At 57.3% G+C, this 23,581-nt stretch carries 24 protein-coding genes, 1 riboswitch and 1 other annotated feature; all 24 genes read right to left on the bottom strand.

Annotated features, from left to right (window positions below; genetic code table 11):
* Positions 1-42 precede the first annotated feature (42 nt).
* Positions 43-864: an energy-coupling factor ABC transporter ATP-binding protein gene (locus ACRQV7_RS02730; protein WP_444659346.1), complete on the bottom strand. Its 822-nt coding sequence runs from the start codon at positions 862-864 to the stop codon at positions 43-45.
* Entirely contained in the window at positions 865-1,656 is a 792-nt protein-coding gene (gene cbiQ / locus ACRQV7_RS02725) for a cobalt ECF transporter T component CbiQ (RefSeq protein ID WP_444659345.1), read from the bottom strand.
* Positions 1,640-3,001, bottom strand: coding sequence for a cobyrinate a,c-diamide synthase (locus tag ACRQV7_RS02720; protein WP_444659343.1), 1,362 nt, complete (start codon positions 2,999-3,001; stop codon positions 1,640-1,642). Before ACRQV7_RS02720 ends, cbiQ begins: the two co-directional genes overlap by 17 nt.
* Positions 2,998-5,022, bottom strand: a complete 2,025-nt coding sequence (cobK, locus tag ACRQV7_RS02715) for a precorrin-6A reductase (protein WP_444659342.1) — start codon at positions 5,020-5,022, stop codon at positions 2,998-3,000. Before cobK ends, ACRQV7_RS02720 begins: the two co-directional genes overlap by 4 nt.
* A complete protein-coding gene (gene cobJ / locus ACRQV7_RS02710) occupies positions 5,019-5,750 on the bottom strand; it encodes a precorrin-3B C(17)-methyltransferase (RefSeq protein WP_444660197.1) in 732 nt (243 codons plus the stop codon). The genes cobK and cobJ overlap by 4 nt, the downstream gene beginning before the upstream one ends.
* Complete coding sequence (locus ACRQV7_RS02705; protein ID WP_444659341.1) at positions 5,740-6,795, bottom strand: cobalt-precorrin 5A hydrolase; 1,056 nt, start codon at positions 6,793-6,795, stop codon at positions 5,740-5,742. The genes cobJ and ACRQV7_RS02705 overlap by 11 nt, the downstream gene beginning before the upstream one ends.
* Positions 6,792-7,550 carry a precorrin-4 C(11)-methyltransferase gene (cobM, locus tag ACRQV7_RS02700; RefSeq protein ID WP_444659340.1) on the bottom strand — a complete coding sequence of 253 codons (759 nt, stop codon included), beginning with the start codon at positions 7,548-7,550 and terminating at the stop codon, positions 6,792-6,794. The genes ACRQV7_RS02705 and cobM overlap by 4 nt, the downstream gene beginning before the upstream one ends.
* Positions 7,547-8,677, bottom strand: a complete 1,131-nt coding sequence (gene cbiD / locus ACRQV7_RS02695; protein ID WP_444659339.1) for a cobalt-precorrin-5B (C(1))-methyltransferase CbiD — start codon at positions 8,675-8,677, stop codon at positions 7,547-7,549. Before cbiD ends, cobM begins: the two co-directional genes overlap by 4 nt.
* A gap of 2 nt (positions 8,678-8,679) precedes the next feature.
* Positions 8,680-9,315 carry a precorrin-8X methylmutase gene (locus ACRQV7_RS02690; protein WP_444659338.1) on the bottom strand — a complete coding sequence of 212 codons (636 nt, stop codon included), beginning with the start codon at positions 9,313-9,315 and terminating at the stop codon, positions 8,680-8,682.
* Positions 9,308-10,348 (bottom strand): pyridoxal phosphate-dependent aminotransferase, encoded by a 1,041-nt coding sequence (locus ACRQV7_RS02685; RefSeq protein WP_444659337.1) that lies wholly within the window; start codon positions 10,346-10,348, stop codon positions 9,308-9,310. Before ACRQV7_RS02685 ends, ACRQV7_RS02690 begins: the two co-directional genes overlap by 8 nt.
* Before the next feature lie 13 nt (positions 10,349-10,361).
* On the bottom strand, positions 10,362-11,375 hold the full coding sequence (gene cbiB / locus ACRQV7_RS02680; RefSeq protein WP_442868011.1) for an adenosylcobinamide-phosphate synthase CbiB: 1,014 nt from the start codon (positions 11,373-11,375) through the stop codon (positions 10,362-10,364).
* Positions 11,357-11,974, bottom strand: a complete 618-nt coding sequence (locus ACRQV7_RS02675; protein WP_275716944.1) for a histidine phosphatase family protein — start codon at positions 11,972-11,974, stop codon at positions 11,357-11,359. Before ACRQV7_RS02675 ends, cbiB begins: the two co-directional genes overlap by 19 nt.
* The gene (locus tag ACRQV7_RS02670) at positions 11,947-12,330 is read right to left on the bottom strand and encodes a bifunctional adenosylcobinamide kinase/adenosylcobinamide-phosphate guanylyltransferase (RefSeq protein ID WP_444659336.1); all 384 of its coding nucleotides are present in this window, start codon (positions 12,328-12,330) and stop codon (positions 11,947-11,949) included. The genes ACRQV7_RS02675 and ACRQV7_RS02670 overlap by 28 nt, the downstream gene beginning before the upstream one ends.
* A gap of 34 nt (positions 12,331-12,364) precedes the next feature.
* The gene (locus tag ACRQV7_RS02665) at positions 12,365-13,135 is read right to left on the bottom strand and encodes an adenosylcobinamide-GDP ribazoletransferase (protein WP_444659334.1); all 771 of its coding nucleotides are present in this window, start codon (positions 13,133-13,135) and stop codon (positions 12,365-12,367) included.
* Positions 13,136-13,150: 15 nt separating this feature from the next.
* On the bottom strand, positions 13,151-13,693 hold the full coding sequence (locus tag ACRQV7_RS02660) for a bifunctional adenosylcobinamide kinase/adenosylcobinamide-phosphate guanylyltransferase (RefSeq protein ID WP_444659333.1): 543 nt from the start codon (positions 13,691-13,693) through the stop codon (positions 13,151-13,153).
* Between the two features lie 94 nt (positions 13,694-13,787).
* On the bottom strand, positions 13,788-14,849 hold the full coding sequence (cobT, locus tag ACRQV7_RS02655) for a nicotinate-nucleotide--dimethylbenzimidazole phosphoribosyltransferase (RefSeq protein ID WP_444659332.1): 1,062 nt from the start codon (positions 14,847-14,849) through the stop codon (positions 13,788-13,790).
* Positions 14,827-16,350: a cobyric acid synthase gene (locus ACRQV7_RS02650; protein ID WP_444659331.1), complete on the bottom strand. Its 1,524-nt coding sequence runs from the start codon at positions 16,348-16,350 to the stop codon at positions 14,827-14,829. Before ACRQV7_RS02650 ends, cobT begins: the two co-directional genes overlap by 23 nt.
* 92 nt (positions 16,351-16,442) lie before the next feature.
* Positions 16,443-16,635, bottom strand: a riboswitch (cobalamin riboswitch).
* Between the two features lie 89 nt (positions 16,636-16,724).
* Entirely contained in the window at positions 16,725-17,519 is a 795-nt protein-coding gene (trpA, locus tag ACRQV7_RS02645) for a tryptophan synthase subunit alpha (protein WP_444659330.1), read from the bottom strand.
* Positions 17,516-18,700: a tryptophan synthase subunit beta gene (trpB, locus tag ACRQV7_RS02640; protein ID WP_444659329.1), complete on the bottom strand. Its 1,185-nt coding sequence runs from the start codon at positions 18,698-18,700 to the stop codon at positions 17,516-17,518. The genes trpA and trpB overlap by 4 nt, the downstream gene beginning before the upstream one ends.
* Before the next feature lie 39 nt (positions 18,701-18,739).
* Positions 18,740-19,357 carry a phosphoribosylanthranilate isomerase gene (locus tag ACRQV7_RS02635; protein ID WP_444659328.1) on the bottom strand — a complete coding sequence of 206 codons (618 nt, stop codon included), beginning with the start codon at positions 19,355-19,357 and terminating at the stop codon, positions 18,740-18,742.
* Positions 19,354-20,136 (bottom strand): indole-3-glycerol phosphate synthase TrpC, encoded by a 783-nt coding sequence (trpC, locus tag ACRQV7_RS02630; protein ID WP_444659327.1) that lies wholly within the window; start codon positions 20,134-20,136, stop codon positions 19,354-19,356. The genes ACRQV7_RS02635 and trpC overlap by 4 nt, the downstream gene beginning before the upstream one ends.
* On the bottom strand, positions 20,133-21,155 hold the full coding sequence (gene trpD / locus ACRQV7_RS02625) for an anthranilate phosphoribosyltransferase (RefSeq protein ID WP_444659326.1): 1,023 nt from the start codon (positions 21,153-21,155) through the stop codon (positions 20,133-20,135). Before trpD ends, trpC begins: the two co-directional genes overlap by 4 nt.
* Positions 21,156-21,169: 14 nt before the next feature.
* Entirely contained in the window at positions 21,170-21,736 is a 567-nt protein-coding gene (locus ACRQV7_RS02620; protein ID WP_444659325.1) for an anthranilate synthase component II, read from the bottom strand.
* Entirely contained in the window at positions 21,717-23,207 is a 1,491-nt protein-coding gene (gene trpE, locus ACRQV7_RS02615; protein ID WP_444659324.1) for an anthranilate synthase component I, read from the bottom strand. Before trpE ends, ACRQV7_RS02620 begins: the two co-directional genes overlap by 20 nt.
* Positions 23,208-23,284: 77 nt before the next feature.
* Positions 23,285-23,527 (bottom strand) — a binding site (T-box leader).
* Between the last annotated feature and the right edge of the window lie 54 nt (positions 23,528-23,581).

The raw sequence follows: 23,581 nt of genomic DNA, 5'->3' as shown, positions 1-23,581 counted from the left end.
TTTCATTTTATCTGGAACAAAGATCAATTTGTTTACCATTCTTTACAGCAGCGCGGCGAAATCGGAGATTTTTTTGGGACACGCTCCCGCTTTCCCGATTTTTCCCTTCTCTTTCAGCAAATCGTAAAGCTGCATCAAAACCGGCTTTTTCAGATTTGCCTTCCCGAGCAGGGATTCGTTCCGGAAGATTTCTTCCGCGGTTCCGTCGCCGATCAGCTCTCCGCCGCAGAAAACCAGGACCCTCTGCGCGAAACGATAGGCAAAATCCACGTCGTGCGTGGAAAGCAGGACGGTTTTTCCCTTTTGCCAAACCTGATCCAGAACCTCTTCCAGCACCTGCGCGTTGACCGGGTCCAGGGAAGCGGTGGGCTCGTCAAAAATCATGACTTCGGAATCCATGGCCAGAATGTCCGCGATTCCGACCCTTTTCTTTTCCCCGCCGCTCAGGGAATGGGGCGGCCGCATAACGTGGTCCTCCAGTTTCATTTCCCGGACGGCGCGAAGGGTTCTTTCCTCCACCTCCTCCCGGGGAAGCCTCATATTCAGCGGCCCGAAGGCTACCTCCGCCTTTACCGTGGAAGCGATGATCTGGCTGTCCGCGTCCTGAAAGACGATTCCCACATTCCGTCGCAGCCGGTTGATGTTTTTCCTGCCGATTGTTTCCCCGCGGTAGCGGATTCCCCCGCTCGTAGGCTCCCTCACCCCGTTCAGATTCAGAAAAAAAGTGGTTTTCCCCGCCCCGTTTGCCCCAAGGACGGCGATTTTCTCCCGCTGATAGATCGCAAGGCAGATGTCCTTCAGCGCATCGCGGTCCCTGTCATAGGCAAACGAAAGATGGTCCGCCTCCAGAATTTTCTCCCTCATTCAGCCCCTCCTCCCTATCAAACAAAAGGTTCCCAAAAGCAGCGCGAGATACAGGCCGGCGTATCGTAGCTGCCCCGCCGTCAGCGGCCTTTTTTCCTCCCAGAACAGGGCGTTTCCCTCGTAGCCCCGCGCCTCCATCGCGTCGTAATACGTTTCCGCCTTCTTCATGGACAGGATCAAAAGATTCGCCAGCTCCCCGCTGAAGGTACGCAGGGAGGTTTTCAGGTCGCAGTACCCCAGCCTTGACCCCGCGGCGTCCTTCTGGCGCTGGTTGGTTTCCGACAGAATAAAAATATACCGGTAAATCAGGTGCATCAGTTCCAGAATCAGAACCGGCACACGGATTTTTCTGAAAACGGAAATGATTTCCCCCATCGGGGTGGAGAGCGTCATTAGGTACAGCGCGCTGACCGCCGAGAACGCTTTGAGGGTCACATGTATCCCCAGCGTCAGGCTGCTTTGGGTCACGTACAGATTCGTCAGAAAAAACCGGGCGCGAAAGAGACTGTCCGCGCCGCCGCCGAACTGGGCCGTAATCGCCGCGCCCCCCAGCAGAATAAAGGCCAAAGGAATTTTCATCAGTCGAAAATAATCTCTCGCGGGGATTTTTCCCACCCCCACGCTGAGGAACAGCATAAAAAGGAGGGTCACGGCGGAAACTCCGACGGAATCGGCGGCGACGACCGTCACCAGCGCCCCCGCCGAGAAAGCGACCTTATAGGTCGTATTCCACTCCCTTAAAGCGGAAAGATAGGAATAGGTATCGGCGGATATTTCATGACCCCTGTGCATAGCTTTGAGCCCTCCCTAAAAAGCGGTCCGCATAGGCCGGGTTTGCGTAATAATACAGATGCGGAAAGCCCCACCAGTGATTTTTTCCGGCGTGGACACAGCGCCACTGCCTTCCTGACACCGGTTTTCGCGCCAGACAGGCGCTTCCGTTGTCCGTGCTGTCGAAATAGTGGAACTCGTGTCCCCGGATTTCCGTCCCCTTCGGCAGGAAGGTTTCCGTTTCCGTTTGAATTCCGATATACCCGAAGCGAACCAGCTTTCCCGTATAGCGGCAGCTTCCCTTGACCGCGCCAACCATCGGGAAAGCCTTCCCCTCCTGATTCTCCATTGTCTCATGCAGGTACAGAAAGCCGCCGCATTCCGCGATGGAGGGCATCCCGCTTTCGATTGCCTCTTTCACGCTTTGCAGCATTCCTATGTTTTGGGACAGCGCATCCGCGTACAGCTCCGGGTATCCGCCGCCCAGAATCAGCCCGTGCAGGCGCGCCGGGAGCTTTTCTTCGCGCAGCGGTGAAAAGGGGATTAGCTCCGCCCCGGCTTTTTGCAGCAGCCGCAGATTGTCCTCATAGTAAAAGCAGAACGCTTCGTCCATGGCGACGCCGATCCGTACGCCGTCCGCTTTCGCGGGGACAGCTACCGGGGCGGCTTCGAGCTCTTCCGCCCGCGACGCGATCATCATGAGCTTTTCCAGATCAACGGCAGTCCTGAAGACCTCCGCGGATTTTTTCAGCTGCTCCCGGAGCCCCCCGATTTCCTCCGGCAGCCGCAGGCCGAGGTGGCGGCTTTCCAGCCTGATTTCCGTCTGAACGGGAAAATACCCCAGCACCGGAACTCCCGTTTCCGCTTCTATTGCCGGTTTGATCACGTCATAAAACATTTTTGCCGTCCTGTTCAGGATCACGCCCTGAATCAGGCGCGCGGCGTCGTACTGCAAAAAACCGGCAATCAGCGGGATGACCGACCGGCCCATCCCGCGGGAGTCCACCACCAGAATCACCGGCGTTTTCGTGACCTTTGCCAGACGGTAGGAGGACGCTTCCTCTTTGATGCCGCCCAAACCGTCGTAAAGCCCCATGACGCCCTCGATCACGGAAACGTCCTTCCCTTCGGCGTTCTCCAGAAACAGAAATTTCGTCGTGTTTTCGTCCGTAAAAAAGGAATCCAGATTTTTGGAGGGCACGCCGAGCACCTTGCGGTGGAACATGGGGTCGATAAAGTCCGGCCCGCATTTAAACGCTGCCGCTCTTTTCCCGCTGTCCAGCAGAGCCTGTAAAAGCGAGCAGGTCAGCAAGGTCTTTCCGCTGCCGCTGCCAACCGCCGCGATCATGATTCTGGGTGCTTTCATTCGTCTTTCTCCCCATTTCCCCGAAAAGTAAAGGAAACGATAAAAACCGGGTTCTCCGCACGCATCAGGCGGTACCTGCCCGCCGGCTCCGCCCTGCTGACCTGTACCTGAACAACCTCTTCCCGCTTTACCGGCAAGGTTTTCAGCAAGCCGGTGATCTCGCCGAGGGTTTCCAGCGTAACGGCGTTCACGACCACACGGAGCCGCGGGTTTTTCCGGTAAAGCGCCGCAAGGATTTCCTTCAGATTGCCGCCGCTCCCGCCAAGAAACGCGTGGGTCGGGGCGGGAAGCCCCTCAAACGCCCGCGGCGCTTCGCCCTCGACCACGCTCAGGTTGGCAAGGCCGAATTTCGCCCGGTTTTTTTCCGTCAAAGCCGCGGCCTCCCGCTTCTTTTCAACGGCATACACCCGTATACGGTCGGACAGCGCCGCGCACTCGACCGCGACGGAGCCTGTGCCGCTCCCGATATCGTAGAGGACGGCGTCCCGGCAAAGCCGGAGCTTGCAGACGGACACCGCGCGGACCTCTTCCCTGGTCATCGGCACCCGGCCCCGAAGAAAAGAGCTGTCCGGCAGCCCGTGCGTCAGCCGCTTCTTTTCGGCTTCCGGGTTTTCGATCAGGCAGACATAAAGCCCTTCCTGTTTGAGCGCGGCGCAGCCCGCCGGATCCAGGCGCAGAATCTGTTCCTCCGGATAGGAGAGCCGATAGCCCGCCGTGATTCGGATATTCTCCGTTCCGTGCTCTAAAAACAGCGCGCCGAGCGCTTTCATATCCGCGAGGCCGGACACGAGCAGAAACGTTTTTTCATTCGTCCGCACCGTATCGAGAATATTGGCTCTTTTCCCGTGGATGCTGACGATCGCCGCGTCGTGCCAGCTTTTCCCGAGCCTTGCCGCAAGGCAGGAAACGCTGGAAATCCCCGGCAGGATTTCCACCCGCGCGTGCAGGGTGCCCGCTTCTGTTTCTTTTTGCAGGGCGGCGTACAGCTTTTGCGCCCCGCTGTAAAAACCGGTGTCCCCCGAAAAAAGGACAGCCGCGTTTTGAACCGCTTTCTCTTTCAGATACGGGAGGATGTCCTCCGCCAGATAACAGGGGACTTTTTCGGCCGGGCCCGGGATCCCTGCCAGGAGTCTCCGGGCCCCAAAGAGGAGTTCCGCTTCTCCTATCCGGCGCTCCGCCTCCCTTGTCAGCAACGTGCTGCCGCCCATTCCCGTCCCGATCAGGGAAATCCGCATCCGGCTGTCCCGCCGCAGCTTTTTCCCGGTCAGGTTTTCCAGCTTTTCACACACTTCCTCAAAGGAATCGCCTTCCGCCCGTTCCGGGTTGCCGATCACCAGCACTTTCGTTCCGGTGTTGCGGGCGGCCTGTATTTTTTCCGGAAAGCCGCCGTTTTTACCGCTTTCCTTCGTCACCAGAGTGCGGATATCGTACTGCCGGATCATCGCCTCGTTCATTTCCACCGAAAAGGGGCCCTGCATGGCGAGAATATGTTTTCCTTCGATCCCGTTTTCATAGCAGAGGGAAAGGCTTTCCAGTCCGGGCAGAACCCTTGCGTACAGGCGGGGAAGAAGCTCCTTCCGCCCGCTGTAAAGGGACAGGTCCTTACTTCCCGTCGTCAGAAGGATGTTGCCCGGCATTTCTTTCAGCGCTTCGGCACAGGCTTCGTGAGTGGGATAGCGGAACCCGTCTTTCCGCCCCGGCGGCAGAATATCCGTATCCCGCTGCAGGCGCAGGCAAGGGATGCCGCTTTCCGCCGTGCTGTTTCCGATATTCTCCGAAACGGCGGTCGCAAAGGGATGGGTGGCGTCCACCACCGCGAGGAAATCCCCCGAACGGAGAAAGCGCTTCATTTCCTCCGGGGTCATCCTGCCCTGACGGACGGTCAGCCCCGGCCTTTTTTCCATGACCAGCTCCCCGTATTCCGTCGCCACGCAGACCGTGCATTCCAGTCCGTTTGCGCACAACAGCTCCGCCAGCCGGCGGCCCTCCGTTGTCCCTGAAAAAATCAGTATCTGTTTCATAAACGGTATCCTCTTTCAGTGATCAGCTTCCCGTCCCGAAGCTGCGTTTGGGAATTCCCGATAAAGACGGTGGTAAACATATTGACCCGCCGCTCCCTCAGTTCCTTTAAGGTGCAGGTAAAGGTCCGGGTGCCCTCTCTGCCGATATTTTCCACATAGCCGCAGGCCCTGCTTTCCTCCAGCTGTTCCAGCAGGATATCGCACGCCTTTTGCAGGTAATCCGCGCGCCTGTGGCTGGAAGGGTTGTAGAGCGCAATACAGAAGTCGCCCTGCGCCGCAAACCGCAGCCTTTTTTCAATCAGCTCCCACGGCGTCAGAAGGTCGCTCAGGCTGATGACGCAGTAATCGTGGTTCAGCGGGGCCCCAAGGCAGGCGGCGCCGCTGTTGGCGGCGGTGACGCCCGGAACCACAAAAAGCTCGCAGTCCGGGTAATCCTTCCCGATCTCGTACATCAGAGACGCCAGCCCGTACACTCCGGCGTCCCCGCTGCAGACCAGCGCCACCGTTTTCCCCTTCAGGGCTTCCTGAAAGCACATTTCGCACCGTTTTGCTTCCTGCGTCATCGGCGTGGACAGCAGCTCTTTTTTCAGAAAGCGCTTTTCCAGCAGATTCAGATAGACCGGGTACCCGACGATCACGTCGCTTTCCTCCAGCGCCTGCACCGCCTGAAAGGTCATCATTTCTTCCGCTCCCGGTCCCATTCCCACAATATAAATCTTATGTTTCATCAAAGCTTACACTCCATTTTTTCCGCGCGATCGCCACGGTGATTCCGTTTTCGGCGTATTTTTCGGCAACGAGCCTTCCGTCTTCCCCGCAGGCCGCCATTGCCGCGCGTTCACAGACGTTGTCCACGCCTACCTGCTCCTCCACAAAGGCGGAGGAGGCAAAATCGCCGCCGACCGTTTTCAGCGCGTCCGCGGAAAAAGTCAGGAAAGGAAGGCCATGCTTCTCCGCAAATTTCAGCAGCCCCGGCTCGTCCTTTTTCCGGTCGACCGACGCGGCGGCGGCCAGCGACTCCCATCGCAGCCCGGCTTTCTTCATCTGCTTCTCCGCCGCTTCCTCTATTTCCGGAAAGGATTTCCCGCGCCTGCACCCGATTCCGAGCACATAAGCCTTTGGACAAAGCTGTAAATCCGCCTTTTCCGCATCCGCCGCAAAGGGGGAAACGATCACCGACGCCCTGCCGTCCACAGGGTAGGGTACCGGGGTCAGCTCCTTCGGCCAGTTTCCCGTACAGGAACCCGCGACCGCCATTGTGACGGGCTTTCCGGCAAGAACCGCGGATGAAACGGTTTCTATCCCGCTCCGGTTACAGACGGCCAGCCGGTTCCTGCGGGCAAAGACGTCCGCCGCAAACAATCCGTTTACGTCGGTGGCGGTCGTGACGACCGGAACCGCGCCGGTCTTTTCCGCAATCCGTTCGGCCAGCTCGTTTGCCCCCCCGAAATGCCCGGACAGCAGCGGGATCACAAACCGGCCCGCTTCATCCATGACCAGCACCGGGGAATCCTTCAGCTTGTCCCTTACGGAAGGCGCGATCGCGCGCACGGCAATGCCGCAGGCCCCGATAAAGAGCACCGCGCTGTGCTCCCGGAACTGCTCCCCCGCCCACCGGGAAAGGCTTTCTTCCACATATACGGCTTTTAGATCGTCCGGCAGGTTCCTGTGTTTGGTAAAAAGAACCGTTTCCATCTCCCGCGCAAGGCCGTTTCGGACCGTTCGCGCAAGAACCGCCCCTTTTTCGGTAAAGCTGATGATACTGATTTTCATTCCCGTTTCCCTCGAAATTCCGTCTCAAAATCCGGCGCGTACAATCGGGAGCGCCGGTAATTCCGATGCGCGACGGCGTCCCCGACCAGAATCAGCGCCGTTTTGGTGATTTGGTTCGCTTTCGCCGTTTCCTCCAGAGTTCCTACGGTACAGACGCAGGCTTTTTCCTCCGGCCAGGTGGCTTTGTAAACGATGGCCGCGGGCGTTTCAGGCCGGTAACCGCCTTTTTGCAGTTTTTCGCTTAATTCGTGCAGCATCCCGGCGCTCAGATAAATCGCCATAGAAGCCCCGTGCGCCGCTAAACTTTCAATGTTTTCCCTTTCCGGCACCGGGGTTCTCCCCTCCATGCGGGTAATGATCAGGCTTTGGGAAACACCCGGCAGGGTGTATTCCAGATTTAACGACGCGGCGGCGCCGAAGCACGCGCTGACCCCCGGACAGCTTTCATAGGGGATGCCGAGCGAATCCAGAACATCCATCTGTTCCCGCACGGCCCCGTACACGCTGGGGTCCCCCGTGTGGAGACGCACCGTGGTTTTCCCGCTTTGTTCCGCCCGGCGCATGACCGCAGCGACCTCCTCCAGCGTCATTTCCGCGCTGTTATAGACGGCGCAGCCGTCCTTCGTATCCTGTAAAAGCGCCGGATTGACCAGCGAACCCGCGTAGATGACGACGTCCGCCGTCTGAAGCAGCCGTTTGCCCCTCACGGTGATCAAATCGACCGCCCCGGTTCCGGCCCCCACAAAGTAAATCATAGTTTCCCTCCCGTTTGCATGATTGTTTGAAGCAGTTCCTGTGCCCCTTCGCTTTTCGCCAGCTCTCCGAATTCGTTTGCGTAAAGAATGCATTCTGTCCGGATTCTTCCCGCCGCGCGTTTATTCAGGTAAAAACAGATTTTTTCCAGAAGGATTTCCATCGTTTTTTTTCGTTTCCCAGCGGTTTCCAGTATCCGCAGCGCTTCCTCCGTGGTGACGCAGTCAAGGATTTCCCCGGCGGTCTTTGCGGAAATGCCCGCCCGGATTCCCGCCGTCGCCGTCAGCTCCATCCGGCAGTCCCCTTCCTTGGAGTGGGTGTTCATCATTCCGCCGGAAAGCTTGACCAGCTTCCCGATATGCCCGGTCAGGAGCATCGCGGTAAATCCCGCTTCCACCGCCATATCGATGGTATTCCCGATAAAATTACTGCACTTGACGCTTTGGTCAAGATCATACCCGTAAGCGGTTTTCATAAAAGCCTGGCCGTAATTCCCCGGCGTCACCGCCACCGCCCGGCAGCCCTCTTCCTTTTTTACATTCAGCTCCACCCGGATGGTGTCGAGCAGCGCCTGGCTGCTCATCGGCTCCACAATCCCGGTGGTGCCGAGGATGGAAATGCCCCCGGTGATCCCCAGCCTGGGGTTGAACGTCTTTTCCGCCAGCTTTTCCCCGCCGGGAACGGAGATTTCCACCCGGAGCCCGCCCCGGTAATCGGTCAGGCGGCAGATTTCCGTCACTTCCTTCGCGATCATTTCCCTCGGCACATGGTTGATGGCCGCGCTGCCGACCGGCTGGTCCAGTCCGCGTTTGGTGACCCTGCCGACCCCTTCGCCTCCGTCGATCACGATTTGGCTTTCTTCTTCCGGCGACCGTTCCCGCCCGTTTAAGGCGACACGGGCGAAAACCAGCGCTCCGGTGGTAACGTCCGGGTCGTCCCCGCCGTCCTTTCTGACCGCGCAGGTGACCGCGGATTCCCCGCGGGTAATCTCCTCCACCGCCACCCTGTAGGGAATCCCCTTGGGCGTGTCGATGGTGATGGTCCTTTTTTCTTTCCCGGTCAACAGCATGTAAGCCGCCGCCTTTGCCGCGGCAGCCGCGCAGCTTCCGGTCGTAAATCCGTACCGCATCCCTATCTCCCCAGCTCGTAAAGGATCGCGTTGCAGACAGCCGCCGCCACATTGCTGCCGCCCTTCCTGCCGCGGTTTACGATAAAAGGCACATCCGTCCCTAAAATCAGCTCCTTTGCCGCCTCTACGTTGACAAAGCCGACGGGAACCCCGATGATAAACGCCGGGCAGAAGGAACCGTCCGTAATCATCTCATAGAGCCGGATCAGCGCCGTCGGCGCGTTGCCGATGGCAAAGATCACCGGCTTTTCGATTTTGGCCGCCATTTCCATGCTGACCGCGGCCCGGGTCATCCCGCGCCGCTTCGCCAGCTCGGCGACCTCTTTTTCCGCCATAAAGCAATGGACGCTGCCGCCGTAACGGGCCAGTACGGTTTTGTTGATTCCGGCCAGCCCCATATTGGTGTCCGTCACAATATCGGCACCGTTTTGAATCAGCTCCTTCGCTTTTTCCACCGCCCCCGGCGAAAAAGCGAGCGTGTTCGCGTACTCGAAGTCCGCACTGGTGTGGATGACGCGTTTGATCACCATCTCCTGCTCCGACCTTAATTCGATCTTTCGCTCATGCAGTTCCCTTGAAATGATTGCGAAGCTGCGCTTTTCAATTTCCTCCGGCAGTACAAATTCGATCTCATCCATCCTGTTTCACCAGCCTTTCGATCTCCCGGATCAGCGTTTCATTTTCCCCGTGCCGTTTTACCGCAATACGATAGTAGCCCTTTTTCAGGCCCCTGTAACTGCCGCAGTCGCGGATCAAAATTTTCTTTTCCAAAAGCAGATCATAGAGCGGCACAGGGGTATAAAACAATAGATAATCCGCCGCCGACGGATACACCCGGAACCCCAGCCGCTTTAACTCTCCGCTGAGAGATTCCCTCTCCATTTTTACAAACCGGACGGTCTTTTCCAGATATTCCTTTTCCCGGCACGCCGCCCCGCCCGCGGCCTGCGCGAAAACGGACAGGTTCCATTCCGGCAGCTGATTTCTGATTCTTTCCGTTAATTCCCGGTCTCCGCAAAAGAGGTAGCCCAGCCGGACGCCCGGAATGGCGAAGATTTTGGTGAACGCGCGGACCACCAGTACATTCGGGTACTCTTGCAGCCGGTTCTTGAACGAAAGCCGCTCTTCCCCGCCGGTAAATTCCAGAAAGCATTCGTCCAGCACGACGGTAATCCGCTTCTCCCGGCAGACAGCCGCGATTTTTTCCAGAAGCGCGCCGTCAAGCAGATTGCCCACCGGATTGTTGGGATTGGCGAGAAACAGCAAATCCGTATCCCCGGTCAGCTGCTCCAGAAACCCTTCGTCCAGCGTAAACCCCGCGCTTTCCTTCATTTCGTAATAACCGATTTCCGCGTCCGACGCCAGAGCCGCTTTTTCGTACCCGAAAAAGGAAGGAACCGGGATAACGATCCGTTTTGGCCTGACGGCGTGGATGATGGCAAGGAACAATTCCGACGCGCCGTTTCCGAAAAGGATGCGCTCCGTGCCGACCCCCGTCATTTGGGAAACGCTTTCCGCCAGCTTTTCCGCCCGGATGTCCGGATACTGTTCGCAGTGCCCGACCGCTTCGTGCAGCGCGTTTTTTACAGAATCGGGAATTCCAAGGGGATTGCTGTTGACCGAAAAATCGATACGGACCTGATTCCGATAAATATCACCGCCGTGAATCATAAAATCCTCCTAATTAAAAAACAAAATCGGCAAGGAACAGAAGCGCCAGACAGACGCTTTCGCAAAGGCCCGCCGTAAGATAGAGCAGGCGGTTGGCCCGGACGATGTCCTCGTACTCCACCGCCCTGAGCGCGTCCCCGAGAAACGGCTTTTTGACCAGCTTGCCGAAATAGCTGGCGTCCCCCGCAAGGCGGATGCCCAGCGCCCCGGCGCAGACGGCCTCCGTATGGGCGGCGTTGGGGCTTTTATGTTTCCTTCTGTCCCGTTTGTAAATTCTCCACGCGTCTTTTACGCGATACTCCTTTCCGGCAAGGGTACAGGCGGCTGTCATCAGCAGCGCGCTGATTCTTGCGGGCAGGAAGTTCACCGCGTCGTCCAGCTTGGCGGCGGCCCTGCCGAAAAACAAATACCGGTCGTTTTGATATCCCACCATGGAATCCATGGTATTGACCGCCTTATAAAAAAAGCCGAGGACCGGCCCGCCGAGGGCAAGAAAAAGCATCGGCGCGATCACGCCGTCGGAGGTGTTTTCCGCCACCGTTTCAATGGCGGCTTTGGCGACCCCGGTTTCGTCCAGCGCCGCCGTGTCGCGTCCCACGATCATGGACACCGCGCGCCGCGCGCCCGGCAGATCGTTTTCCTTCAGCCTTTCATAAACCTTCATGCTCTCCTGCTTCAGGCATTTGGTCGCAAGCACCTGACAGGTCATGACGCTTTCCACCGCGATTCCAAAAACGGTGGAAAACCGGTAGGCAAGATACAGAATCAGAGCCGACGCCGTGACGGCCGCGGTCAGGACCAGAAACACCAGCAGGATTCCCCGGCGAAATTCCCTTTTCCCGTCTCTTTCCCGCCCGTCAGGCTTTCCCAGCAGCAAGCCGTCCAGTTTGGCGATCAGCTTTCCGATCAGCCGGACGGGGTGGGGAAGCCAGTGCGGGTCGCCCAGCAGCAGGTCCAATAAAAACCCGGCAAAGAAAGCAGTGATATGATTGATCATGGTTCCATCCTCTACAATTTCCTTATCCATTCCAATGAAAAACAACCGGTACCGGAGAAGGACAGACGGCAAAGATAGCCTTCTCCGTTTTTGCACTGATAATCAAAATAATTCCCCCCGCAAAAAGTGCTCAGCAGCGCCATGATGGTTCCGCCATGCACCATGGCGGCAGCGGAGGCTGAAATGCTTTCTGCCTTTCCAAGTTCCCTTACCGCTTGTTCCAGTCCCCGGCGGCACCTTGCAAGGAAGTCCCGCCTGCTCTCCCCGCCGGGAAAAGGCAGTTCCCCGCCGCTGTCTATCCACGCCTGATATTCCGCGTTTCCGCTCAGCTCCCGGTAATTTTTGCCTTCAAAGCGCCCGAAATCCATTTCCCGCCATTCTTCCATCACAACCGGGTTCGTACAGCCGTAAAGAAGCTCCGCGGTCTGGATACACCGTTTCATCGGGCTGGAAAAAATGACGTCGGCCTGCGGGTATTTCCCGGATTGCCTGTTTTGCAGCAGATTTTCCTTTCCCGTATCGGATAAGTCCTCTTCGGTTCGGCCAAGGTACCGGCCCAGCGCGTTGGACGGGGTCTCCCCGTGGCGGATCAGCGCCAGGGTTATTTGATTTTCTGTCCGATTCCGCATACAATCCGTTCCACCTTATCCGCTTTTTCCGCCAGCCCGCAGAGGATTCTCCCCAGACGCTCCCGGTATTCCCTTTCCCCGGCGTCCGCGGGGACGATTCCGTTCCCGACTTCGTCGCTGATCACAATCACTCCGGGGTTCCGCGCCAGGATTTCCCGAATCCGGTCCTCCGGGTCTTTGCCTTCCTCTAAAAGGGTTTTGACCAGAATATGAAAATGGTTGATGACCGCGGCCTTTGTTTCGGCGCAGTCCGTCGCAGCCGCCGCGGCGTCATATACCCTTTCGGGCGGGATGCCCGTCTTTTTCAGCACGTAAGTCAGTTTTCCCTGTGCGTATCCTCCAATATAAAGCTCCATGCCCTTCCCTCTCTTCGGTATTGATTCATAAATTCTAAACCAGCCCCGCGATACAACAGATCGCCGCGGCCGCCGCGTTGACCCCCTCGCAGACCGTCACAAAATAGCCGCAGGTGTCCCCGGTGATGCCCCCGAGTTCCCGAAAGCAGCGGCGGCGCCAGCAGAAAAAGGTCAGCAACGCTCCCGCCGCAACGGCGATCCCCGTCCACAGGGACAGCCACAGCATTGCCGCCAAACAGAGCAGAAGCTGGAGGTACAGGGAAACTTTCACCGCTTTTTCATGAGCCTTGCTGGAAAACAGGTATAAAAGCCCTTCGTTTTTTGCGTTCGGAAAGGTCACCACTCCGATTCCGCTCAGGGTTCGGGAAAGAAAAAATCCAGCGCCCGCCACCGCCAGAGCCCTTGGCTGATCGATTTCGGAATACGCCCCGAAATAAAGCAGGGTATAAACAACCAGCTGTATCACGGAAAACGCGCCGATGTGCGAGTCCTTGAGGATTTCCAACTTTTTTTCGCGGCTTTGATAGGAATGGAACGCGTCCATCGTATCCATGAAACCGTCCACATGAAACCCGCCGGATATCAGAATCGGGATCGCCGTCCCGACAGCCGCGTACAGCACCGTACCCAGCCCCAGAGAGTGGCAGATCGTCCCCCACAAAACCGTGAGGACGCCGATCACGGCCCCGACCCACGGAAAAAAGCAGAGGACATATTTCATATCCCGGTCCTCCCACTTTAGCTGCGGGACCGGGATCTTGGAATAAATGGAAAAGGAAATCATCAGTGATCTTAAAACAGGCATCTTTTTTCTCCCATCCTACACCAGTTTCCCTTTTATCGAAACCGGAATCCCGACCACCACTTCCGTCACCGCGTCCGCCCGGGCGGCAAGAAACGCGTTGACCTTGCCGAGCGCTTCCATATAAGCCCGCGTTGTTTCGTCATAGGGAACGCCGTCCTCAAAGACGTTGTTGGTGACGATCACCAGATGCTCCGTATGCTCCGCAAGGGAACAAAGCTCCGCACAGAGCTGATCCGCGGCCTCTTTGTCACACCGGATTTCTTTTGAAGCAAACATTTCATTGGCCGCAAGATTGGACAGGCACTCGAGCAGCACCGTTCCTTTTCCCCGGTTCATCCGGGGTACGGCCCGAAGGATATCGGCCGGCTGTTCAATGGTCAGGAATCCTTTCCCCGCCCGCAGGCCGCGGTGCCTGTCCACCTTTTTTCTGCTCTCGCCGTCGGAAACCTTCATGGTCGCCAGATAATACAGCGTCCCTTTTCCGGCGAGCGAAACCGCCGCTTTTTCCGCGTACGCGGATTTGCCGCTGCCGCTGCCGCCCGTAATCAGTACAACCATTTTCTCCCCCTTCCGTCATGCCGTATATTTCTCAGTTTGCAGACAAATTGCACCGCAATTTTACGGTTGCGCGACTTTGCCGTCAGTCTCAAGGCTATTCATACCGGACATACTGCTCCGTGCTGATATCGTCAAAAGTGGTCTGGTTCTCATATACGGCAAGCGCGACGTCCAAAAGGGCAAACATCATCACCGCGCCCGTTCCTTCCCCCAAAGCCAGCCCGGCGTCTATGACCGGACGGACCCCGAGCTCCTCAAAAATCCTCTTTGCCGCGGGTTCCCTGCTGATGTGGGACGGGATGATATACTCCCTTACCCCGGGAACAAGGCGTTCCGCCGTCAGCGCCGCCACCGCGCTGATAACTCCGTCGACAACAACGGGAATATGGCGGAGAGCCCCCCCGATAAAAACGCCGGCGAGCCCGGCGATGTCGTATCCCCCGACGCTTGCCAGAATCCGCAGCGCCTCGTCTTTTTGGAACCGGTATCTTTCCAGCGCCCGCCTGACCACTTCCTGTTTATGCTTTAGCTTTTCCCTGCTCAGGCCCGCGCCCTTTCCCGTGACCTCTTCGGCGCGGCACTGCAGCAGTGCCGCGGCCATCGCGCTGCTGGTCGTGGTATTGCCGATTCCCATTTCGCCGGTCGCCAGGATCCGGTATCCCTGCCCGCCGCATTTTGCCGCGATCTCCATTCCCGCCGCGATCGCCCGGAGGGCCTCCTCTTCCGACATGGCCGGTTCCTTCAGGAAATTTTTCGTTCCGCGGGCAACTTTGCGCTGGATCAGCCCCGGAATTTCTTTTTCGCAGTTGATTCCCATGTCCACCGGGAGCACGTCCGCTCCTACCCTTTTCGCCATCTTACAGACGGAGGAGGTTCCCAGAACCATGCTGGAAGCGACGGCGGCCGTCACCTCCTGCCCGCACTGGCTCACCTGCTCTTCTATGATGCCGTTGTCCGCGCACAGGACGACCACGGCTTTTTTAGAAAGGTCGATCTGTACGGTTCCGGTGATCGCCCCGATCTGCGCAAGGATCGCTTCAAACTGACCCAGCCCGTCCAGCGGCTTTGCAATTCCGTCCCAGATTTTCTTTACTTTCTGCCGGATTCTTTCGTCCGGCCTGTCGATTTTTAATTCAGCCAACGCTTCTTTTGTCATAGGTCCCTCCGTTTAAAATCCGGTAAATCCCGTCCAGGTCGAGATGCTTTCTCAGCGTATCCGCAAGCTTGTCGTACTGGGATTCCTTAAAGGCCCCGTAGTCCATCGTCAGGCCGCTTTCCATGGAGAGGCCCTTCCTGCGGGCAAGTGCCCTTACGACGACGGACGCGATTTCCCCTTCGTCAAAGATTCCGTGCACATAGGTGCCGTAAACAGCTTCACCGGAGCTTCCGTCCTTTTTTTCCCCGCCGTCCAGCACATTGGTCAGGGAGCACAGCGGCGGGCTGCCCGGTTCCGCGCTGCTGACGCCCATATGGATTTCGTATCCCTTTATTTTCCTGCCCGACAGCCCGGAGAAAATCCCGGGTACTTGTTCAAAGGCCCCCTCCACACGGGTACGAACCTTTCGGGTCTCCAGCCCGGTGTTCACGGGGAGCAGCTCCATCCCTCGGACCGCGCCGCCCTCTTCCACTTCGTAAGGGTCCGAAACAGTGCGGCCAAGCATCTGATAGCCGCCGCAGACGCCAAAGATCACGCTTTCGCCCGCTCTCTTTTTGACCGCCGCTTCCAGCCCGTTCTGCCGCATCCATTTCAAGTCGCCCATCGTATTCTTACTGCCCGGCAGAATAATCATATCCGGACGGTGCAGCTGCGCGGCGGAATCCACATAGCGGACGGAAACGCCCTCGATCTGCTCAAAGACGGAAAAGTCGGTAAAATTGGAAATCCGGGGAAAACGGATGACGGCAATGTCGATCTGCGCCTCTTCTTTTTGATCGAACCGGCCGGTCAGGCTGTCCTCATCCTCGACGGAAATGTCCATATAGGGAATTACCCCGACGACCGGCACGCCGCTTTTTTCCTCCAGCATACGGATTCCCGGATCGAGGATCGAAGGGTCGCCCCGGAATTTATTGATGATCAGGCCCTTTACCCTTGCCTTTTCGTGATCTTCCAGAAGCATCAGGGTGCCGAGCAGCTGGGCAAAGACGCCGCCCCGGTCGATATCTCCGACCAGAAGCACCGGGGCGTCCAGCATTTCCGCCAGCCCCATGTTGACGATATCGTTTTCTTTCAGGTTGATTTCCGCCGGACTGCCCGCGCCCTCTACAAGAATGACGTCCGCCTGCTTTTCCAGTTCGTGAAACGCCCTTCTGATATCCGGAATCAGCTCCCTTTTATAGGCGAAGTATTCTTTCGCGCTCATATTGCCGACGACTTCCCCGTTGACGATCACCTGGGAGCCGATGTCATTGGTGGGCTTTAACAGAATGGGGTTCATCAGAACGGACGGCCTGATTCCCGCCGCTTCCGCCTGCATGACCTGCGCCCTTCCCATTTCCAGCCCTTCCTCCGTAATATAGGAGTTCAGCGCCATATTCTGGGATTTAAAGGGAGCGACACGGTACCCGTCCTGCTTCAGGATTCTGCACAGGCCGGCTGTAAGCAGGCTTTTCCCCGCGTTCGACATGGTCCCCTGAATCATCAATACCTTCGCCACAATCAAAATACCTCCATTGCCACAAGGGCATGGAGGTATCAAAAGGCATGGTCAGACCTGCCTTATCCATTCCAAACCAGTTACTCGTGGCTGTAGTTGCTGCGTTTAAGGCAGGTCTCCTGGCTGAAAGATCATCGTTTACGGCCGCCTTCCCAATTCCTGATCAGTGGCTTTTTGCCGCAGCTCCCTTATCACAGTGACGAGTTCGTACAGGATTTGCACCTGTTTCCCTTTTCATCGGAACCAAGCTTTCGCTTTTCCGACACCTTAAACCTATTTCATTTTTTATAGACTTTATTATAATATAATTCCGATCGTTTTACCAGTGTTTTTTACGAATTCCCCGGGTCGACATCACGGAAACATCCGGGGGTTTATTCCCGCGCACGCGTTTCAGCCCGGCCGACCGCTTCTTTCATAGCCCGCACATAATCCGCGACAAAGGGGAGGGCTTCCCTGCCGTGCTGCCCGATCAGCTTCACAATGGCGGAGCCGACAATGACTCCGTCGGCTGTTTTCGCCATCCGCGCCGCCTGCTCCGGCGTTGAGATTCCGAAGCCGACCGCCGCCGGGACGCCGCCGGACTCATGGACCAGCCTTACCATGGAACCCACATCCGAGGTAATCTCGCTTCTCATGCCCGTGACCCCGAGAGAGGACACGCAGTAAACAAAGCCGGAAGCTTCTTTTGCAATCTTTTTGATGCGGTCGTTCGAGGTCGGGGCAACGAGGGAAATAAAATCAAGGCCGTGCTTTTGGCACACCGGGGCAAATTCCTCCTTTTCCTCAAAGGGCACATCCGGAAGGATCACCCCATCCATGCCGATTTCGGCGGCGATTTTCAAAAAGCGCTCGGTTCCGTAGGAAAACACCACATTGGCATAAGTCATGAAAACCATGGGAACGCCGACGGTTTGCCTGACCCTGCGCACCATGTCGAAGATTTTGTCCGTCGTTGCGCCCGCGGTAAGCGCGCGCAGGTTCGCCTCCTGAATAACGGGACCTTCCGCCGTAGGGTCGGAGAAGGGAATTCCCAGTTCGATAAGGTCCGCGCCGGCGGCGGCGATTCCTTTGACGAGCTGTTCGGTGGTTTCAAGATCGGGGTCTCCGCAGGTCAGAAAGGCGATGAAGGCCTTCCCCTGTTCAAACGCTTTTTTGATACGGCTCATTCAAAAATCTCCTCCCCTCTGTACCGCGCGATGGCCGCGCAGTCCTTGTCGCCCCGCCCCGAGAGGTTGATCACGACGATTTTGTCCCGGCCCATTTGGGGCGCCAGCTTTCTGGCGTAAGCCACGGCGTGGGCGCTTTCAATGGCGGGGATGATGCCCTCCGTACGGGAAAGGTACTCAAAGGCGTCCACGGCCTCGTCATCGGTGACGGCCACATACTCCGCCCGCCCGATATCGTGAAGCCAGGCGTGCTCCGGACCGACGCCCGGGTAGTCGAGCCCGGCGGAAATGGAGTAGACCGGCGCGATCTGACCGTATTCATCCTGACAGAAATAGGATTTCATCCCGTGAAAAATCCCCAGCTTTCCGGTCGTCACGGTCGCCGCCGTTTCAAAGGTATCGACGCCCCTTCCGGCCGCCTCGCATCCGATCAGACGCACCGACGGGTCTTCAATGAAATGATAAAAAGCGCCGATGGCGTTGGAACCGCCGCCCACACAGGCAAGCACCGCGTCGGGAAGGCGGCCTTCCTTTTCCATGAGCTGTTCCCTGATCTCCCTGGAGATCACCGACTGAAAATCCCTCACGATGGTGGGAAACGGGTGCGGCCCCATCACCGACCCGAGGACATAATGGGTGTCGGCAATCCGGCTCGTCCATTCCCGCATGGTTTCGGACACCGCATCCTTCAGGGTGCCCGTGCCGGAGGTGACCGGATGGACCCGCGCACCCAAAAGCCGCATCTTGTAAACGTTCAGCGCCTGCCTTTCGGTGTCCTCCTTCCCCATAAAAATCTCGCATTCCATGTCCATCAGCGCCGCCGCCGTCGCGGTCGCCACGCCGTGCTGGCCGGCCCCGGTTTCGGCGATCACGCGGGTCTTGCCCATTTTCCTGGCCAGAAGAACCTGACCGAGCACGTTGTTGATTTTGTGCGCGCCGGTGTGATTCAGATCCTCCCGCTTCAGGTAGACCTTGGCCCCGCCCAGCTCCCTTGTCATTTTTTCGGCGAAATAAAGGCGCGACGGTCTTCCTGCGTAATTGTTCAGAAGATCGGCAAGCTCCTCCTGAAACTGTGGGTCGCATTTGTAGTGACGATAGGCTTCTTCCAATTCCATTACGGCGTTCATCAGCGTCTCCGGTATATACTGGCCGCCATGAATGCCAAATCTGCCTTTTGACATAGGTACCTCCTTGAAAGAAGGGTGCAATCCCTTCTGTTTTCAGTATTCTTCCATCGACCTTATCGCGTCCACCGCCGCCGCGATTTTATCGCGGTCTTTCAGGCCGTCCTTTTCCACGCCCGAGCTCAGATCAACCGCGTAAGGGTGAAACCGCAGCACCGCTTCGGGAATGTTCCGGGGCGTCAGGCCCCCCGCCAGGATAAACGGGCGGGAAAAGCTTTTGATCAGCGACCAGTCGAAGCATTTCCCGGTCCCGTAGCCGTTGTCCAAAAGCACCCTGTCGGCACAGCTCCGTTCAGCGGCCAGAAGGTCCTTTTCCGAGCGGATTTTGAACGCTTTCCAGATTTCGGCCCGCGGAAGCGTTTTCCGGAGACTTTCGATAAAGAGGTCGTCCTCGCCTCCGTGCAGCTGGACAATTCCGATGGTTCTTTCACGGTAAAGCGCCGCGATCTGCTCCAAAGGAGCGTCCACAAATACCCCGGCGGTCCTGATTTCCGGGCGGATCGCCTCTCTCAGCTTCCGCGCCTCTTGGGGCGTTACGTTCCGGCGGCTTTTCTCATAGAACACAAAGCCTGCGAAGTCCGGTTGGGCGCTGTTGACAAATTCGGCGTCACAGGGCCTGAAAAGGCCGCATATCTTGATCTTCGTCCCGTTCATCCCGCCGCCCCCCGAAAGGCCGAGAGAAGGGCCTTCTTATCCTCCGCCCGCATCAGGGCCTCGCCGACCAGAACGGCGTCGGCCCCGATTTCTTTGAGGGCCGCCACATCGCCGGTCGAGCTTACGCCCGATTCCGCGATAAACAGAGCGGAGGAAGGGATCTGATTTCTCAGCTTCGCCGCGTTTGAAAAATCCACGGTAAAATCCTTCAGATTGCGGTTGTTGACCCCGATCAGGCGGGCGCCCGCCGACACCGCGGACTTTACTTCCTCTTCGTCGTGGGTCTCCACCAAAGCCGATATTCCCATCCCGTCACAGACGGCAAGATACCGCGCCAGCGTTTGGGTATCGAGCAGGGAGCAGATCAGAAGCACCGCGTCGGCCCCCATGCACCTTGCCTCATAGAGCTGATATTCGTCGACGGCAAAGTCCTTTCGGAGCATCGGAAGGGAAACGCCGTCTCGGATCTCACGGAATATCTGACCGGAGCCTAAGAACCACTTCGGCTCGGTAAGGCAGGAAACGCAGTCCGCGCCCGCCTTTTCATATTCCCTCGCGATTTCAAGATAAGGAAAGTCCCGGGAAAGAACTCCTTTGGAAGGGGACGCCTTCTTGATCTCGCAGATAAAAGACAGCTTTGAACCCTTCAAAGCGTTTTCAAACCGGAAGCCGCCCCTCGGAAGGCGGAGAGCCCGTTCCTTGATTTCTTCCGTACCGATTTTTTCTTTGGCCCCTTGCACCCGCTGTTTCGCGTAGGCCGCAAGCTCGTCTAAAATCAACTCACCTTCGCCTCCCTGTTGGATTCCCGGATGAATTCATCCAGCTTTGCCTTCGCTTTTTGGCTGTCGATCAGCTCGGCGGCCAGCCGGGCGCCTTCCTGCAGCGTTTCCGCCTTTCCGGAAAGGTACAGCCCGGCCCCGGCGTTCAAAAGGACCGCTTCCCGCTTCGCGCCCTTTGCCCCATTTAAAATATCGAGGGTAATGCGCGCGTTTTCTTCCGGCGTTCCCCCCGTCAGGTCCGCTTTTAAGCAGGATTTGAAGCCGAAGTCTTCCGGCGTGATCGTGTATTTTCTGAACCGGCCGTCCTGAAATTCACAGATATCCGTGGGAGAGGACATGGAGATTTCATCCAGCTTATCCCGCCCGTAAACCACCATGCCCCGCCTGACCCCGAGATTCGAGAGCACCCGGGCGAGCGGCTCGACCAGCGCCCCGGAATAAACGCCCAGCAGCTGCAGGTTGGCCGAGGCCGGATTGGTCAGCGGGCCGAGAATATTGAAGATGGTGCGCACGCCCATCTCTTTCCGGACCGGGCCGACGTATTTCATGGACGAATGATAGCTCTGTGCGAAGAAAAAGCAGATTCCGATCGTATCGAGCAGCTGTGCGCATTTTTCCGGAGTAAGGCTGATTTTCACGCCCAAAGCCTCCAGACAGTCGGCGGCGCCGCTTTGGGAAGAGGCCGCGCGGTTGCCGTGTTTGGCCACCTTCACCCCCGAGGAGGCGACGACGATGGAGGCGGTGGTCGATATGTTGAAGGAGTTTGCGCCGTCCCCTCCCGTCCCGACGATTTCCAAAAGGTCGGAACCACAAACGACGGGCGTGGCGTGGGCGCGCATTCCGGCGGCGCAGGCGGTAATTTCCTCGATGGTCTCCCCCTTTGCGGACAGGGACGCGAGAAAAGCCGCCGTCTGTACCTGGGACGTATTTCCCCCCATGATTTCATCCATTACGGCAACGGCTTCGTCATAGGTCAGATTTTCTCTTTCAATCAGTTTTGCGGTTGCTTCCTTAATCATTGGTCAGACTCCTTTCACAAGTGAAGAAAATTTTGGATGATTTGAACGCCGTCCGGCGTCAGAATGGATTCGGGGTGAAACTGTACGCCGAATACGGGGTATTCCCGGTGCATGACTCCCATCACCTCTCCGTCGTCCGTTTCGGCCGTAATCCGCAGACACTCCGGAAGGGTGTCCCGGACCGCCGCGAGGGAGTGATACCGCGCCGCCTGAATCCGACCGGGAAGCCCCCTGAAAACAGGACAGCCGCCGTCAAGGGTCACCTCGGACGCCTTGCCGTGCATCAGCCGCTTTGCGTGGGAAACGGCCGCTCCGAACGCCTCGCAGACGGCCTGATGGCCGAGGCATACGCCAAGAAGCGGAATTTCTTTCCCGAGCTCCGACGCGGCGGCGGTGCAGATGCCCGCGTCTTTGGGATAGCCGGGTCCTGGCGACAAAATCATATGGGAGGGACATAAATCCCTTACTTCTTCAACGGTCATTTCGTCGTTCCGGATCACCCGGATCTCCGGATTGACCGTCCCGACAAGCTGATAAAGGTTATAGGTAAAGCTGTCGTAGTTATCGATCAGCAGGATCATCCGTCATCCCTCCCTGTGCGATTTCCAGCGCCTTTACGACGGCTCCGGCCTTATTGATGCATTCCTGATACTCGTTTTCCGGCACGCTGTCGGCCACAATCCCCGCGCCCGAACGGACAAACACCCTGCCGTTTTTCTGAAAGGCGAGCCGGATCGCGATGCAGGTGTCCAGGTTCCCGGAAAAATCGATATAGCCGATGGCTCCGCCGTAAATGCCCCGCTTGTTGTTTTCAAGCTCATGGATGATCTGACAGGCGCGGATTTTGGGAGCCCCGGAAAGGGTCCCTGCCGGGAGCACAGCCTCCACCGCGTCCACGGCGTCCCGGCCGGACCGGATTTTTCCGGACACGGCGGACCCGATATGCATCACGTGCGAGAAGCGTTCAATACTCTTATATTTTTCCACCCGCACGCTGCCGAAGCTGCTGATTTTCCCAATGTCGTTGCGCCCCAGATCGACCAGCATATTGTGCTCGGCGCATTCCTTCTCGTCGGCCAGAAGCTCCTCTTCCAGCCGTTTGTTTTCCTCCTCCGTTGCGCCGCGCGGCCGGGTCCCGGCCAGAGGAAAGGTTTTCAGCACACCGTTTTCCAGCTTCACAAGGGTTTCGGGGGAAGCCCCGGCAATCTCGATGTCGTCGCTCGAAAAATAAAACAGATAAGGGGAAGGATTGATGGTCCGCAAAACACGGTAGGTATTCAGAAGGCTTCCTTCAAAATCCGCGTCCAGCCGGTTGGACAGTACGACCTGAAACAGTTCCCCCTCACGGATATAGTCCTTCGCCTTTTCAACCATTGCGCAGTATTCCTCGCGGCTGAACAGCTCCCGGACCGGCGACGTCATCCTGCCCGGGATTTCGTTCCGGCAGGCGCCGTGAAGGATGAGTTCCCTTAAATTTTTAAGCTCCATCCCGGCCCGCTCGTATTCCCGGTCGATATCGTCACACCGGGCATTGACGATCAAAATAATTTTCTGCCGGAAATTATCGAAGGCAATCACTTTGTCGAAGAGCATGAGGTCGACGTCCCTGAAGCCTTCCTCGTCCTTTGCGTCCAGCCGGAGAGAGGGCTCCGCATACTTGATGTAATCGTAAGAAAAGTAGCCGACCAGCCCGCCGGTGAAGGGCGGGAGGTTTTCAAAGCGCGGGCTTTTGTTGTCCGCAAGCACCTGCCGGATCATTTCTTTGGGGTGTTTCACATCCATCGTCACGGAGGAACCGGCCCGGATGACAAGCTTTCCGCCGGTGCAGGAAAGCTCCATGACCGGGTCAAACCCCAGGAACGTATACCTGCCCCATTTCCGGCTCTTCTCCACCGACTCGAGCAGATAGCAGTGACTGCTGACATTCTTGAGCTTTCGCAGAACCTCGATCGGGGTGATAACGTCGCTGTAAATTTCACAGCTGACGGGGAGAATTTTGTATTCTCCCGTCTTTGCGATTGTTTTTGCCTGTGTAAGGCTGGGTACCGCCATTTTCTGATCACGCCTTTCTTCTTGAAATCGGAAATTCTGATCAGAGACGACAAAAAAGCCCGTCCCTGACAATTTTTGTCAAGGACGAGCTTAAAACTCGCGGTGCCACCCTGATTCACGGTATCACAAACCGTGCGCTTAGCGGGATACCAACATATCCCCGACAACTGACGTATGCCAACACGTCGCAGAATACTCGGCTTCCGCCTTTGACTGCGCCCTCTGCGGTCCATTTGATAATCTGTTTTCTGCCCGATTCCCAGCATCGCGGGCTCTCTGTAAGAGCATGACTATCGTTATCTCCGCATCAACGGTTTTTCATTTAATTTTATTGAGAGTACCACAAATCCGGATTCCTGTCAACCCCTTTTTAC

This window comes from Caproiciproducens lactatisolvens (genome assembly GCF_052443335.1).
Lineage (GTDB): Bacteria > Bacillota > Clostridia > Oscillospirales > Acutalibacteraceae > Caproiciproducens.
This window is presented reverse-complemented; position numbering and strand designations above follow the sequence as displayed.

Bases quoted from the DNA above. Each gene is read 5' to 3' on its own strand.
- ACRQV7_RS02730 (WP_444659346.1), bottom strand. From the start codon at position 864: ATGAGGGAGAAAATTCTGGAGGCGGACCATCTTTCGTTTGCCTATGAC.
- cbiQ (WP_444659345.1), bottom strand. From the start codon at position 1,656: ATGCACAGGGGTCATGAAATATCCGCCGATACCTATTCCTATCTTTCC.
- ACRQV7_RS02720 (WP_444659343.1), bottom strand. From the start codon at position 3,001: ATGAAAGCACCCAGAATCATGATCGCGGCGGTTGGCAGCGGCAGCGGA.
- cobK (WP_444659342.1), bottom strand. From the start codon at position 5,022: ATGAAACAGATACTGATTTTTTCAGGGACAACGGAGGGCCGCCGGCTG.
- cobJ (WP_444660197.1), bottom strand. From the start codon at position 5,750: ATGAAACATAAGATTTATATTGTGGGAATGGGACCGGGAGCGGAAGAA.
- ACRQV7_RS02705 (WP_444659341.1), bottom strand. From the start codon at position 6,795: ATGAAAATCAGTATCATCAGCTTTACCGAAAAAGGGGCGGTTCTTGCG.
- cobM (WP_444659340.1), bottom strand. From the start codon at position 7,550: ATGATTTACTTTGTGGGGGCCGGAACCGGGGCGGTCGATTTGATCACC.
- cbiD (WP_444659339.1), bottom strand. From the start codon at position 8,677: ATGCGGTACGGATTTACGACCGGAAGCTGCGCGGCTGCCGCGGCAAAG.
- ACRQV7_RS02690 (WP_444659338.1), bottom strand. From the start codon at position 9,315: ATGGATGAGATCGAATTTGTACTGCCGGAGGAAATTGAAAAGCGCAGC.
- ACRQV7_RS02685 (WP_444659337.1), bottom strand. From the start codon at position 10,348: ATGATTCACGGCGGTGATATTTATCGGAATCAGGTCCGTATCGATTTT.
- cbiB (WP_442868011.1), bottom strand. From the start codon at position 11,375: ATGGATAAGGAAATTGTAGAGGATGGAACCATGATCAATCATATCACT.
- ACRQV7_RS02675 (WP_275716944.1), bottom strand. From the start codon at position 11,974: ATGCGGAATCGGACAGAAAATCAAATAACCCTGGCGCTGATCCGCCAC.
- ACRQV7_RS02670 (WP_444659336.1), bottom strand. From the start codon at position 12,330: ATGGAGCTTTATATTGGAGGATACGCACAGGGAAAACTGACTTACGTG.
- ACRQV7_RS02665 (WP_444659334.1), bottom strand. From the start codon at position 13,135: ATGCCTGTTTTAAGATCACTGATGATTTCCTTTTCCATTTATTCCAAG.
- ACRQV7_RS02660 (WP_444659333.1), bottom strand. From the start codon at position 13,693: ATGGTTGTACTGATTACGGGCGGCAGCGGCAGCGGCAAATCCGCGTAC.
- cobT (WP_444659332.1), bottom strand. From the start codon at position 14,849: ATGACAAAAGAAGCGTTGGCTGAATTAAAAATCGACAGGCCGGACGAA.
- trpA (WP_444659330.1), bottom strand. From the start codon at position 17,519: ATGAGCCGTATCAAAAAAGCGTTTGAACAGGGGAAGGCCTTCATCGCC.
- trpB (WP_444659329.1), bottom strand. From the start codon at position 18,700: ATGTCAAAAGGCAGATTTGGCATTCATGGCGGCCAGTATATACCGGAG.
- ACRQV7_RS02635 (WP_444659328.1), bottom strand. From the start codon at position 19,357: ATGAACGGGACGAAGATCAAGATATGCGGCCTTTTCAGGCCCTGTGAC.
- trpD (WP_444659326.1), bottom strand. From the start codon at position 21,155: ATGATTAAGGAAGCAACCGCAAAACTGATTGAAAGAGAAAATCTGACC.
- ACRQV7_RS02620 (WP_444659325.1), bottom strand. From the start codon at position 21,736: ATGATCCTGCTGATCGATAACTACGACAGCTTTACCTATAACCTTTAT.
- trpE (WP_444659324.1), bottom strand. From the start codon at position 23,207: ATGGCGGTACCCAGCCTTACACAGGCAAAAACAATCGCAAAGACGGGA.